The sequence below is a fragment of the Streptosporangium subroseum genome, assembly GCF_900188345.1.
GTDB classification, from domain to species: Bacteria; Actinomycetota; Actinomycetes; order Streptosporangiales; family Streptosporangiaceae; genus Streptosporangium; species Streptosporangium subroseum.
On the sequence record NZ_FZOD01000054.1, the window covers coordinates 1 to 13,592 of the forward strand.

The 13,592-nt window shown below is 70.6% G+C and carries 10 protein-coding genes; 7 read left to right on the top strand and 3 right to left on the bottom strand.

Features of this window, described 5'->3' with window-relative positions; genetic code table 11:
* Positions 1-90 precede the first annotated feature (90 nt).
* The 3 genes from CHC08_RS35735 (at position 91) to CHC08_RS35745 (ending at position 3,461) form a co-directional block, all read left to right on the top strand.
* Positions 91-2,019: a fumarate reductase/succinate dehydrogenase flavoprotein subunit gene (locus tag CHC08_RS35735; RefSeq protein WP_089211808.1), complete on the top strand. Its 1,929-nt coding sequence runs from the start codon at positions 91-93 to the stop codon at positions 2,017-2,019.
* Positions 2,020-2,103: 84 nt separating this feature from the next.
* Positions 2,104-2,841, top strand: a complete 738-nt coding sequence (locus tag CHC08_RS35740; RefSeq protein WP_089211809.1) for a succinate dehydrogenase/fumarate reductase iron-sulfur subunit — start codon at positions 2,104-2,106, stop codon at positions 2,839-2,841.
* 140 nt (positions 2,842-2,981) lie between these two features.
* Positions 2,982-3,461: an OsmC family protein gene (locus CHC08_RS35745; protein WP_089211810.1), complete on the top strand. Its 480-nt coding sequence runs from the start codon at positions 2,982-2,984 to the stop codon at positions 3,459-3,461.
* 362 nt (positions 3,462-3,823) lie between these two features.
* Here the strand turns inward: CHC08_RS35745 and CHC08_RS35750 are convergent, their stop codons facing one another.
* Positions 3,824-4,381: a Clp protease N-terminal domain-containing protein gene (locus CHC08_RS35750; RefSeq protein WP_089211811.1), complete on the bottom strand. Its 558-nt coding sequence runs from the start codon at positions 4,379-4,381 to the stop codon at positions 3,824-3,826.
* Between the two features lie 2 nt (positions 4,382-4,383).
* Positions 4,384-4,617, bottom strand: coding sequence for an RNA polymerase subunit sigma-70 (locus tag CHC08_RS35755; RefSeq protein WP_089211812.1), 234 nt, complete (start codon positions 4,615-4,617; stop codon positions 4,384-4,386).
* Between the two features lie 100 nt (positions 4,618-4,717).
* Between CHC08_RS35755 and CHC08_RS35760 the strand changes: the two genes are divergently transcribed.
* From CHC08_RS35760 to CHC08_RS35770, 3 genes are all read left to right on the top strand, one after another.
* Positions 4,718-6,409 (top strand): ABC transporter transmembrane domain-containing protein, encoded by a 1,692-nt coding sequence (locus tag CHC08_RS35760; RefSeq protein WP_089211813.1) that lies wholly within the window; start codon positions 4,718-4,720, stop codon positions 6,407-6,409.
* 163 nt (positions 6,410-6,572) lie between these two features.
* Positions 6,573-8,318 carry an ABC transporter ATP-binding protein gene (locus CHC08_RS35765; protein WP_089211814.1) on the top strand — a complete coding sequence of 582 codons (1,746 nt, stop codon included), beginning with the start codon at positions 6,573-6,575 and terminating at the stop codon, positions 8,316-8,318.
* 316 nt (positions 8,319-8,634) lie between these two features.
* The gene (locus CHC08_RS35770) at positions 8,635-9,534 is read left to right on the top strand and encodes a hypothetical protein (RefSeq protein ID WP_143653474.1); all 900 of its coding nucleotides are present in this window, start codon (positions 8,635-8,637) and stop codon (positions 9,532-9,534) included.
* Positions 9,535-9,852: 318 nt separating this feature from the next.
* Here the strand turns inward: CHC08_RS35770 and CHC08_RS35775 are convergent, their stop codons facing one another.
* On the bottom strand, positions 9,853-11,913 hold the full coding sequence (locus CHC08_RS35775; RefSeq protein WP_179282396.1) for a S9 family peptidase: 2,061 nt from the start codon (positions 11,911-11,913) through the stop codon (positions 9,853-9,855).
* A gap of 86 nt (positions 11,914-11,999) precedes the next feature.
* Here CHC08_RS35775 and CHC08_RS35780 point away from each other — a divergent pair, with 86 nt between their 5' ends.
* The gene (locus tag CHC08_RS35780) at positions 12,000-13,532 is read left to right on the top strand and encodes a glycosyltransferase family 39 protein (protein ID WP_179282397.1); all 1,533 of its coding nucleotides are present in this window, start codon (positions 12,000-12,002) and stop codon (positions 13,530-13,532) included.
* The last annotated feature ends 60 nt before the right edge of the window (positions 13,533-13,592 follow it).

The window sequence follows — 13,592 nt, forward strand, 5'->3', positions numbered from 1 at the left end:
TCACTGTGAGTGAGCCCGACGCAGTGAGCGCAGTGGCAGGCGCGGCGAAGCAAGCCTTCCGCGTAGCGAATGAGGAGTGGTGAGCGAACGATGATTACGCAGTACACCGAAGGCGAACCGATCCGCGACACCAAGGCTCCCGACGGTCCGATCGAGGACCGCTGGGAGAAGCGCAAGTTCGGCGCCAAGCTGGTCAACCCCGCCAACAAGCGCAAGCTCAACGTCATCGTCATCGGCACCGGCCTGGCCGGCGGCTCGGCCGCCGCGACCCTCGGCGAGCTCGGCTACAACGTCACGTCGTTCTGCTACCAGGACTCGCCCCGCCGCGCCCACTCCATCGCGGCCCAGGGCGGCATCAACGCGGCCAAGAACTACCGCGGCGACGGCGACTCGGTCCACCGGTTGTTCTACGACACCGTCAAGGGGGGCGACTTCCGCGCCCGGGAGTCCAACGTCTACCGGCTCGCCCAGGTCAGCGCGAACATCATCGACCAGGCCGTGGCCCAGGGCGTGCCGTTCGCCCGTGAGTACGGCGGCCTGCTCGACACGCGCTCCTTCGGCGGCGCGCAGGTCTCCAGGACCTTCTACGCCCGAGGTCAGACGGGCCAGCAGCTGCTGCTCGGCGCCTACCAGGCGCTGGAGCGGCAGATCGCGGCCGGGACCGTGAAGATGCACACCCGCCACGAGATGCTCGACCTGATCATCTCCGACGGCCGGGCGCGCGGCGTGATCGTCCGTGACATGGTCACCGGCGAGATCGAGCGGCATCTGGCCGACGCGGTCGTGATGGCCAGCGGCGGCTACGGCAACGTGTTTTTCCTGTCCACCAACGCCAAGGGCTGCAACACCACGGCGATCTGGCGGGCGCACCGGCGCGGCGCGATGTTCGCCAACCCCTGCTACACCCAGATCCACCCGACCTGCATCCCGGTCAGCGGCGACTACCAGTCGAAGCTGACCCTCATGTCGGAGTCGCTGCGCAACGACGGCCGGGTGTGGGTGCCGGTCGAGAGGGGCGACGCCCGGCCCTCCTCGGAGATCCCCGAGGAGGAGCGCGACTACTATCTGGAGCGCATCTACCCGGCGTTCGGCAACCTGGTCCCGCGTGACATCGCCTCCCGCGCCGCCAAGAACGTCTGCGACGAGGGCCGCGGCGTCGGCCCCGGCGGCCTGGGCGTCTACCTCGACTTCGCCGACGCGATCAAGCGTCTGGGCCGCGCCGCGGTGGAGGAGAAGTACGGCAACCTCTTCGAGATGTACGAGCGCATCACCGGCGAGGACCCCTACACCCAGCCGATGCGCATCTACCCGGCCGTGCACTACACGATGGGCGGCCTGTGGGTGGACTACGACCTGCAGTCCACGATCCCCGGCCTGTTCGTGATCGGCGAGGCCAACTTCTCCGACCACGGGGCCAACCGCCTCGGCGCGTCCGCGCTGATGCAGGGACTCGCCGACGGCTACTTCGTGCTCCCGACCACGATCGGGGACTACCTCGCGAACGGCCCCTACGGGGAGGTCGACGAGGAGGCCGTGGCCGAGGCCGAGATCGCGGTCCGAGACAAGATCGCCAGGCTGCTGGCGACCAACGGCAACCGCACCGCCGACTCCTACCACCGCGAGCTGGGCAAGCTCATGTGGGACTACTGTGGCATGGAACGCACCGAGGAGTCGCTGCGCAAGGCGCTGGAGCGGATTCCGGAGCTTCGCGAGGAGTTCTGGAAGAACGTGAAGGTGTCCGGCGAGGCCGACGAGCTCAACCAGGCGCTGGAGCGGGCCGGCCGGGTGGCCGACTTCTTCGACCTGGCCGAGCTCATGTGCATCGACGCGCTGCACCGCACCGAGTCGTGCGGCGGCCACTTCCGCGCCGAGTCGCAGGACGCGGACGGCGAGGCCCTGCGTGACGACGAGCACTTCGCCTACGTCGCGGCCTGGGAGTACGGCGAGCAGGGCCCGGTCCTGCACAAGGAAGACCTCGACTACGAGTACGTCAAGATGAGCCAGCGGAGTTATAAGTGAGTGCGCCCGACGCAGTGAGCGGAACGGCTCGCGAGGAACGAGCGATCCGTGCAGCGAATGAGGAGTGGTAAGCGAACCATGGGTATGAACCTCACCCTCAAGGTCTGGCGTCAGAGCAGTCCCCAGGACAAGGGCCGTATGGTCACCTACGGGGTCGAGAACGTGTCTCCCGACATGTCCTTCCTGGAGATGCTCGACGTGCTCAACGAGCGGCTCATCCTGGAGGGCGACGACCCGATCGCGTTCGACCACGACTGCCGCGAGGGCATCTGCGGCATGTGCGGCATGGTCATCAACGGCGTCGCCCACGGTGAGCAGGTGGCGACCACCACCTGCCAGCTGCACATGCGGCACTTCGAGGACAACGCGGTCATCACCATCGAGCCGTGGCGCGCCGCGCCCTTCCCGGTGGTGAAGGACCTGGTCGTGGACCGCTCCTCGTTCGACCGGATCATCCAGGCCGGCGGCTTCGTCTCCGTCCCGGCCGGATCGGCCCCCGACGCCCACAGCATCCCCGTGAAGAAGGACGACGCGGACTCGGCGTTCGACGCGGCCACCTGCATCGGCTGCGGAGCCTGCGTCGCCGCCTGCCCGAACGGCTCGGCCTCCCTCTTCACCGCAGCCAAGATCACCCATCTCAGCCTCCTCCCGCAGGGCCAGCCCGAGCGCGACTCGCGTGCCAAGGCCATGGTCGAGCAGATGGACGCCGAGGGTTTCGGCGGCTGCACCAACACCGGGGAGTGCACCGCGGTCTGCCCCAAGGGCATCTCGCTGGACACCATCGCCCAGATGAACCGCGACTACCTCAGAGCCTCCAGGTAACCGCCGCGCGGGCCGTACCTCCATCCAGGAGGCACGGCCCGCGGCCTGCCGGAGCGAGGACGGACCTCCCCGCGGTCCGCGGAGCGGCATCGTGACATGCCTCGCAGTACCGATCTTCGGAGCGCTCTACGCTCTGATCCATGACGACAACGCACGCCTACGACGTCACGGTCGAGTGGACGGGCAACCTCGGATCGGGCACGGACGGCTACCGGTCCTTCAGCCGTGACCACGAGGTGCTGGCGGACGGCAAGGCCGCGATCGCCGCCTCCTCGGACCCCGCCTTCCGCGGCGACCCCGCGCGCTGGAATCCCGAGGAACTGCTCGTGGCCTCCGTCGCCCAGTGCCACATGCTCTGGTACCTCCACCTCTGTGCCGTCGGCGGGGTCGTCGTCACCGAGTACGAGGACCACGCCCACGGGGTCATGGCGATGGACGAGAGCGGCGGAGGAGGCCAGATCACCGAGGTCGTCCTGCGCCCCGAGGTGACGGTCGCCGACGCGTCGATGGTGGAGAAGGCCCGCGCGCTGCACGGCGATGTGCACGCGGTGTGTTTCATCGCCCGCTCGGTGAACTTTCCCATCACCCACGTGCCCGTACTCCGTGTCCAGGAGGGCTGAGCGGGGCCGCCGGACCCCGAGGATCCAGGAGCGGGACGTGTCGGCTGCCCGCCTGAAGGATGTCCTGCGTCCTGGCAGGACCTGAGACATGTCGAGGGGTCTCCGTCCAGTTCGGGCGGAGGGTCTTTGTTGTTTGAGCCCTTTTTGATATGGCCGTAGCCCCGGGATGCGGACAGGGCGTCTTCTCCGCGAGGAGGGGTCATGGAAGCACCCGAGGCCTTGGGGGACAAGGACCTCCTGTTGGAGTTGGTTCTCGTCGAGGCACTGCACGCGGAGGCCGAGGCTCTGGCCGGTGACTGACGGGCGGGCACCGGCTCCGGTGGGTGAGGGGCTGATCCCGGCTCCGGCGGGCGGAGCCGGGATCAGCCGAGTTCGGAGACGGTCTCCCGGCGGAGGGCCGCGGAGTCGATGCCCGCGTCGGCGATGACGCGGGAGGCCAGGCCCTCGCCCTCGCGGAGGATGCCGAGCAGAAGGTGGCCGTCGGCGATGTGCTTGTGCTTGAGGTTGATCGCCTCGCGCAGGGACAGTTCCAGAACTTTCTTGGCCCGCGAGCTGAAGGGAACGTGGCCGCTGAGCAGGTGGCCCCGCCGGTTGGTCCGGGGTTTGCGGTCCAGGGCGCCGGGGCCGAAGGCGGCCTCGACCTTCTCGCGGATCGCCGACAGGTCGATGCCGATCGATTCGAGGGCGTCGGCGTCGAGGGCGTCCTCCGGCTTCTGCCCGACGAGGCGGACGACGCTCTGGCGGGCCCGGTCGTGGTCGAGGCCGTGCCGGCCCAGCACGCGGGCCGAGAGAGCTTCCGGCTGGGCGAGCAGGCCGAGGAGGATGTGCTCGGTGCCGATGAAGTCGTGATGGAGCTCCCGGGCGTTCTCCTGGGCGAGAACGACCGCCTGCCGGGCATCGTGATGGAACCGTTCGAACATGGCTATCTCTCCCGTCGCAGCAGGCCCCGGCCGCCCGCGTACTTCTTGTGCACCGCTTGCCGGGTGACTTCCAAACAGTTGGCGATCTCCTGCCAGGACCAGCCCTGGTCCCTGGCGTTCTCCACCTGAAGGGCCTCGAGCCGGTCGACCAGCATCCGCAACGCCCGTACGGCCCGCAGGCCGACGGCCGGATCGCGGCTGCCGGCGTCGGAGGCCAGCTGTGCCGTATCGCTCATAGATGTCAACATAGGTTGACACGGCGAGGCTGTCAATCCCGCCGTCACCACCGAAAATGGTTTGCTTGATCAGGGCAGGGTTTGTCAGCCTGGTAAAGCTATGCGCTCCCTACCTGCCGCGGATCCCGGCACTCCAGACGCCCGAAGTCCGTTCCGGTACCTGCGCTGGGTGGCCCGCAAGCAGGCGGGCTCCCTGCTTGTCGGTATCACCTACGCCATCGTGTGGTGGCTCGCGATGGCACTCGTCCCCGTCACCATGGGCAAGGGCATCGACGCCATCAAGGCCGAGGACATGTCAGCTCTGATCACCTGGGGCGCGGCGCTGTTCGGCCTGGGAATCGTGCAGGCGGTCACCGGCACCCTCCGGCATCGGATGGCCGTCTACAACTGGCTGAACGCCGCCTACAGGACCGTCCAGGTCACCGTCAGGCAGTCGACCCGCCTGGGCGCGACCCTGCCCAAGCGCATGTCCACCGGCGAGGTGGTCAGCATCGGCAACTCCGACATCGCCCACATCGGCAACGCGATGGACATCCTGCTCCGGGGCATCGGGGCGATCGTCGCCATCGTCGTGGTGACCGTCATCATGATCAGGACCTCGCTGCCGCTGGGCCTGACGGTGCTGATCGGCGTGCCGCTCATGACCGTCGCCGTCGCGCCCCTGCTCAGGCCGCTGCACAGGCGCCAGCACGCCTACCGCGACCTGCAGGGCGACCTCTCCACCCGAGCCGCCGACATCGTCGCGGGCCTGCGCGTGCTGCGCGGCATCGGCGGCGAGCAGGTCTTCGCCGACCGCTACACCGCGGAGTCCCAGAAAGTGCGGCACGCGGGCGTGCGGGTGGCCTCGGCCGAGTCGACGCTGGAGGGCGCGCAGATCCTGCTGCCGGGCCTGCTGATCGCGGGGGTGACCTGGCTCGCCGCGACCTTCGCGATACGGGACCAGATCACCATCGGCCAGCTCGTCTCCTTCTACGGCTACGCGGCCTTCCTGATCGCCCCTCTGCGGACGCTCACCGAGGCGGCCGACAAGATGACCAAGGGACATGTCGCCGCCCGCCGGGTGATCCGGATCCTCGAGCTGGAGCCCGAGGTGCAGGGCGGCTCCGGCGAATCCGGCGGCGGTCTGCTGCGCGACGTGGCCTCCGGGGTGGCGGTCCGCCCCGGCGTGTTCACCGCCGTCGTGGCGGCCGTGCCCGAGGAGGGCATCGCGATCGCCGACCGGCTCGGCCGCTACAGCGACGGCGACGTGGACTTCGGCGACGTGCCGCTGGACACCCTGCCGATCGCCGAGGTCCGCCGCCGGATCCTGGTGGCCGACAACGACGCCAAGCTGTTCGCCGGAGTGCTCAGGGACGAGCTGGACGTCACCGGTGAGGCCTCCGCCCAGGACATCGCCGACGCGCTGTACATCGCGTGCGCGGAGGACATCGTCGACGCGCTGCCCGACGGCCTCGACGGGCACGTCGCCGAGGCGGGCCGGGAGTTCTCCGGCGGCCAGCAGCAGCGGCTCCGGCTCGCCAGGGCGCTGACCGCCGACCCGGAGGTGCTCATCCTCATCGAGCCCACCAGCGCGGTGGACGCCCACAGCGAGGCGCGCATCGCGGACCGGCTGGTCAAGGCCCGCGCGGGCAGGACCACGCTGGTCTGCACGACCAGCCCGCTGGTGCTCGACCGGACCGACTACGTGATCTACGTCAGGGACGGCGTCGTGCAGGCTCAGGGCACGCACAGGGAGCTGCTGGCCACCGAGCCGGCCTACACCGCCGTCGTCACCCGCGGCGCCGACGCGTGAGCGGGCGAGCCAACGGGCCCCGCGAACGCGTGAACGCGGGGCCCGGGCCACGAACCAAGCCACGGACCGGGCTGAGAGTCGGTCCCGGAACAAAGCCGCAGACCGGCCCTGGAACCGGGTCGGGGAACACATCGAAGACCGAGTCGCCAGGAGAGGTGATCGCATGAGCAAGCAGATTCTGCCGGTCGCCGACCAGGCGCAGGTCCGAGCCTATGCACGCAGGCTCACACTGAAGTATCCCCGGGACCTGTCGATCGCGCTGGGCCTGCACGGCCTGGCCGCCGTCGCGGGCCTGGCCGCTCCGTGGCTGCTGGGCGGGCTCGTCGAGGGAGTCCAGGCGGGCACCGGGGTCGACGTCACCGGGGTGTCGCTGGGCATCGGCGGCTTCCTGGCCGCCCAGGCGGTGCTGGTCAGGTTCGCCGTCTACGCCTCCTCCAAGCTGGGCGAGAAGGTCCTCGCCGAGCTGCGCCAGGAATTTGTCGGCCGGGTGCTCGGCCTGCCGCTGTCCACGGTCGAGCGCGCCGGATCCGGTGACCTGATCACCCGGACCTCGCGGGACGTGGACTCGCTGTCGCGCACCGTACGGCACGCCGTACCGGAGACGATGATCGCGTTGGTCACCTGTGTGATCACCGTCGGGGCACTGCTGATCGTGGGACCGTTGCTCGCCCTGCCCTCGCTGCTGGCCGTTCCGATCCTGTGGATCTCCACCCGGTGGTACCTCAAGCGGGCCAGGGACGGGTATCTGCGGGAGAGCGCCGCCTACGCGGACATGACGGACGGGCTGGCCGAGACGGTCAGCGGCGCTCGCGCCGTGGAGGCCCTGGGCCTGCAGGAGCGGCGGCACCGCCGTACCGACACCGACATCTCCCGGTCCTGGGCGGCCGAACGCTACACCCTCGGGCTCCGCACGATCTGGTTTCCCACGGTCGAGCTCGGCTACGTGATCCCGATCGTGGCGACGCTGGTCATCGGTGGCATGTTCTACATCGAGGGCTGGGTCACGATCGCCCAGGTCACCACGGCCACGCTGTACGTGCAGCAGCTCATCGACCCGCTCGACCGGCTGCTCATGTGGATCGACGAGCTCCAGGTCGGCGGGGCCTCCATGGCCCGTCTGCTGGGCGTCGCCGAGGTGCCTGACGACCGCGAGGCCGGCTCCGGCGTCCCCGACGGCGAGGAGCTGGAGGCCGACGGCGTCCGCTACGCCTACCGGGAGGGCCATGACGTGCTGCACGGCATCGATCTTGTGGTCAAGCCGGGGGAGCGGCTGGCCATGGTGGGCCCGTCCGGCGCGGGCAAGTCCACGCTGGGCCGCCTGCTCGCGGGCATCCACGGCCCGCGCACCGGCTCGGTCACGGTCGGCGGCACCTCGCTGGTCGAGCTCCCGCTGGACGACCTGCGAGGTCACGTCGCCCTGGTGACCCAGGAGCACCACATCTTCCGGGGCACCCTGCGCGAAAACCTGCTGATCGCCCGTCCCGAGGCGGACGAGGCCCAGATCCGTGCGGCGCTGGAGGCCGTGGACGCCTGGGGATGGGTCGAGGCACTGCCCGAGGGGCTGGACACGGTCGTCGGCTCCGGCGGTGAGTCGATCTCCGCCGCCCAGGCGCAGCAGGCCGCCCTGGCCCGGCTGGTCCTGGCGGACCCGCACACCCTCGTCCTCGACGAGGCCACCTCGCTGATCGACCCCCGGGCCGCCCGCCACCTGGAGCGATCCCTGGCGGCCGTCCTCGAAGGCCGTACGGTGATCGCCATCGCCCACCGCCTCTACACGGCACACGACGCCGACCGGGTCGCGGTGGTCGAGGACGGCCGGATCAGCGAGCTCGGCTCCCACGACGAGCTCGTCGCCGCCGGAGGGTCCTACGCCGCCCTGTGGAGCAGCTGGCACGGCACCTCCAAGTAAGGCGGCGCTCGCCGGTGGCACGGCGCCGCGCGGGCGGTTGAGACGGGGCATGGCACCGCGTGGTGCGGGGTGGTGAAGCGGGACCCGTGGCACGGCGTGGCGCGGCGCCGCGCGGACGGGTGAGGGCGGTGCCCAGGGCACGGCGTGGCGCGTTCACGGGGGACGGCGCCGCGCCGTGGCATGTTCACGCGCCGCCGGTGACGACGGCTCCCCTTGCGGCTCGAAACGGTCTTCGACGGCTACAGTGGCCATTGCTGACAGTAGTCAGTCAAATGCATGTAGTCACGAGACTGAATCGAAAGGGGTGTCACTTCTCATGTCACCTGAATTGATCGAGCCCGTCGTGGACCGCGCGGGTCCCCGCCGACGTGCGGCGCTGGGCAAGCTTCTGATGGGTGCTTTTGTCGTCGTCCCCGTCATGTCCTACGGGGGCGTCGCCGTGGCCTCCACCGCGGGACCGCTGGCCCACGCGACCTCCGGTGTCACCTGCTTGTGCTCGCTCCCGTCCGCCGGCGTGTCCTTCTCCGCGGTCGCGGCGGCACCCGGCCCGGGAAGGGGCCATCAAGGTCACCAGGATGACGGGGATCGCCGAGGTCACCGGGATGGCCGGCCTGGGAAGCCGGGGAATACGGGCGCGGCGGGCAAGGACGCGGCCGGCGACAGGAAGGACGCGGATCCGGGAGGCCAGAACGCGGCTCCAGGCGGAGAGGGTGGCGTCGCCGGGGAGTCCTCCCCGGCTCCGGGCGGCGCCGACGCGGCGGGCAAGCAGGGGAAGGCGGGTCCGTCCGGCGCGAACGCGGCGGGCAGGAAGGAGGACGCGGGTCCGGCCGGCGCCAACAGGGCGGACAACAAGAAGCACGAGGGCAGAGCAGGCCAGGACCGTTCGGGCAGGAAGCATGCGGCTCAGGCCGGTGCGGACAGGGCGGGCAACAAGAAGCACGAGGGTAGGGCAGGCCAGGACCGTTCGGGCAGGAAGCACGCCCCTCTGGGCCGCGTGGACAAGCCGGGTGACAGGAAGCACGAGGGCCGCCACGAGGGCAGAGCAGGCGAGGCTCGGCCAGGCGGGAAGCACGCGCCTCTGGCCGGCGCGGACAAGCCGGGCGACAGGAAGCACGAGGGCAGGGCAGGCGAGGAGAAGCGCGGAGGCAAGGACGGAAAGCACAGCGACAGGCTCGGCCACAGGATGATGAAGAGGCTGAAGTCGGGCCCGAGATAGTGAGCTGAGGGGCGATCCACGCGGGAAAGCCCCGTACCGGCCGAGAACGTCGAGCCGGTGAGCTGAGGGGCGATACGCGTGGAAAGCCTCGTACCGGCCCGGATGTCGAGCCGGTGAGCTGAGAGGCGATACGCGTGGGAAAGCCCCGTGCCGGCCCAGGACGTCGAGGTGGGGCGGGAACCACTGTGCCGGGAGGACGGCGCCGGACCTCCGGAGCCGTCCCCCCGCCGTTTCAGGCCGGAGGTTCTTCCGGCCGGGTCTCCGGCGCCTTGAGATCGGGGACCGCCTCTCAAGCCGCCGGCACCGGGCCCCGTCGGTTCAGGCCAGGGACTTCTTGAGGAAGTCGACCTGGAGCAGGAGCAGGTTCTCGGCCACGACCTCCTGAGGGGTCATGTGGGTGACGCCGGACAGCGGCAGGACGTTGTGCGGACGGCCCGCCGCCAGCAGGGTCGAGGACAGACGCAGGGTGTGCGCGGCGACCACGTTGTCGTCGGCCAGGCCGTGGATCAGCAGGAGGGGGCGGTCCAGTTTCTCGGCGTCGGCGAAGAGCGACGAGGAGTCGTAGTGGCCCTCGTCGGGGTGGCCGAGGTAGCGCTCGGTGTAGCAGGTGTCGTAAAGGCGCCAGTCGGTCACCGGGGCCCCCGCGACGGCCGCGTGGAACACGTCGGGACGGCGGAAGACGGCCAGCGCGGCCAGGAATCCGCCGAAGGACCAGCCCCGGATGCCGACCCGGGACAGGTCCAGGTCGTCGGGGAACTGCGCGGCGGCACCGTGGAGGGCGTCCACCTGGTCCTCCAGGACCGGGGAGGCCAGGTCGTGCAGGACGGCCCGCTCGAACTCGGGACCGCGGCCAGGGGTGCCGCGACCGTCGGCCACGATCACCGCGAAGCCCTGGTCGGCGAACCACTGGCTGGTCAGGTAGGCGCCCGAGGCGGACAGGACGCGCTGGGCGTGCGGCCCGCCGTACGGGTCCATGAGGACCGGCAGTTTCGCGGAGCCGGGCACGTGTCCCGAGGGGAAGAGCACGGCGGTGGACAGGTCGCGCTCGCCCGCGCGGATCAGGGAGACCCTCAGGTCCAGGCCGGGCCGTTCGGCGTGGGAGACGATGTTGCCCCGGGGCGTGCCGTTGTGGGAGACATGCGCGGTCGAGCCCTCGCTGTGGAGGGTCTGGCCGGTGACCACGAGGGTGCCGCCCGCCGTGTGGCCGTTGTAGACGCCGCCCTCGGCCGGGCTGACCAGGGTGATCCGGCCGTTCCTGTAGGCCCACAGGGCGATCTCGGTGGGCTCGCCGCTGGCGCGGAAGAGCACGGCGTCGCCGTCGACGTCGAGAACCTCGCGGACCTGGAGGGTGGGCGGCGTGACGGGCTGGTCGCCGATGATCAGGCGGTGGCCGCCGTCGACGGCGGCCACCCAGACCAGGGTGCCGTCGGACAGGTGGCCGGGCACGCCGGTGGCGATGTCGACCCACGCGGCGTCGGTGTCCTGGCGGACGACGGTGGAACTCCCGGTGGCCGGGTCGACGGTGAGCAGCCGCAGGCTCTTCTGGTCGCGTGACATGGTGACGATCGACAGGCCGTGGGCGTCCCAGGTGGCGTTGACCAGGTATTCGTCCTCGAAGGGAACGGGGATGCGGGAGCCGCTCAGGGTCAGGACGAACAGCTCGACCGTGGCGTTCGCCGTGCCCGCGGCGGGGTAGCGCTGTTCGACGGCGGGGCGGGAGGGGTTGGCCGGGTCGGCGATGTACCACTGCTGGACCGGCGACTCGTCGGCCCGCTCGACCAGCACCGCGTCGCCGGACGGGGACCACCAGTAGCCCCGCATGCGGTCCATCTCCTCGGCGGCGATGAACTCCGCCAGGCCGTAGGTGACCCCGGGCGCCTCGGGGCGGGCCAGCACGTGGTCCACCTCGTCCTCAAGATCCTGGATGTGGAACGCTCCGCCGCTCACGTAGCCGACGTGGACGCCGGTGGGGGACATCCGCGGGTCGATCACCGACCCCGGCGTCTTCAGCAGCCGCACGTACTTGGTCTTCAGGTCGACGGTGTAGAGGCTGCCGGAGAGCGCGAAGACCGCCGCGGTCACCCCGGCGTCGGTGCTGTAGCCGACGATGCCGCCGGCCTGTTCCCTGCTGCGCTCGCGGCGGGCCCGCTCCTCGGCCGGCAGGTCCTCCTCGTCCGCGGACAGGGCCCGCGGGTCGACGATCAGCCGCTCCTGGCCGCTGAGAACGTCGAACTCCCACAGGCAGGTGACCGGGTCGGAGCCGCCCTTCGTCCGGAGGAAGACGATGCGGTCGCCGGCGGGGGCGATGGTGAAACCACGCGGTACCCCCAGGGTGAATCGGCGGGTCCTGGCGTGCAGACGAGGAAAGCTGTCACTCATACCAGCCATCTTGCCAGCCCGGGCCGCGTCCCGGATTTTCCGGGGGTGGCGCTCGGATGGTCAAAACATGGGGGAAGCTTGGGCAAGTGACCCTTATCGCGCGAATTGCCCGCTCCCCGGGAGCGCTCGCCGCACTGGCGTTCGTGTTCGTCCTCTGGAGGATCGGCATCCCGTCCTTCTGGCGGGACGAGTCGGTGAGCGTGATGGCGGCGACCATGTCGTTTGACGAGCTGTGGAAGCTGCTCGACAAGATCGACGCCGTGCACGCGCTCTACTATCTGCTGCTCCGGCCGTTCGCGGCCTTCGGCGGGGAGCTCGCGGCCCGGCTGCCCTCGGCGCTCGCGGTCGCCGGGGCGACGTTCGGGATCGTGGCCATCGGGCGGAGGGTGGCCACGCCGCAGGTGGGCATGTTCGCCGGGCTGGTCTACGCGGTGCTGCCCATGGTCAGTCGCTACGGCCAGGAGGCGCGGAGCTACGCCCTGGTCAGCGCGGTGGCGGTCGCGGCCACCTGGGTCCTGCTCGGTGAGCGGCGGTCACGGTATCTCGGGTACGGCCTGCTGATCGCGCTGCTCGGCTGGTTCCACCTCTACGCGCTGCTCCTGGTGCCCGCCCACGCCGTCACGATCCTCCTGCGCAGGCGCTCGGAGATCATCCCGTGGCTGGCCTCGATGGTCGGGGCGGGAGTGCTGCTCGTGCCCCTCGCGCTCATCGCGTCGGGGCAGCGCGACGAGCAGCTCTTCTGGCTCAAGGTCCCCGGCCTGGCCGATCTGGGAACCTTCGGGGTGGAGCTCGCGGGTGGCCCGAAGGCGTGGGACGCCACGTCCCTGCCGATGCTGTTCCTCGGCCTGCTGCTTGTCCTCGCCCTGCTCGGAACCTGGTGGGCGCTCCGGGCCGGTGCGCGTCCCCGCACGAGCGCGAGCACCGGCGCTGGGGCGCCGCCGGGAACGGGTCCGAGCGTCGGTGTGGACGCGTTGCCGGGGGCGGGACCGAGGACCGGTGTGGATGTGCTGCCGGAGCCGGATCCAAACGCTGGCGCTGGGGCGCCGCCGGGAACGGGGGCCGGAGGAGCGCTCCTGGCCTCGGTGGCGCTCCCGTGGCTGATCCTCCCGGTGGCGCTGTCGTTCGCGATCTCCCAGGTCTACCCGATCTACAACGCGCGTTACGTCTTATTCGTGATCCCCGCCCTCGCCCTCCTGGCCGGAGCGGGCCTGGCCGCGGCGCGCCGTACTCCCGTGGGCCTGGCCGTCTTCACGGCCCTGGCCGTACTCTCGGCGAGCGCCCACCTGGCCGTCCGCGCACCCGACGCCCGCCCCGACGACCTGCGGACCCTGGCGGCGGTGCTGAGCGCCGAGCAGCGGCCGGGAGACGCGGTGCTCTACGTGCCGGTGAAATACCGGTTGTTCGTCGCCGTGTACGGCGAGCCGTACGGCAAGCTGGTGGAGCCCGGCGCCCGCTCCACCCGGGTGTGGCTGGTCTCGCCCCGCCTGCGCGGCACCACGTGGGAGAACGACCCGAGGCTCAAGGAGCTGAAAAAGGAGTTTCGCGGGGGACGCACCCGGGCGTTCGGGGCGGTCCGTCTCACGCTGTACACCAGGTCACGGATATCCTCAAACGCCTGACACCCTCCCCACGGCCGGAGCCTGGGGTTCCCCGGGGTCGAAACCCGGGTCTCCACACAG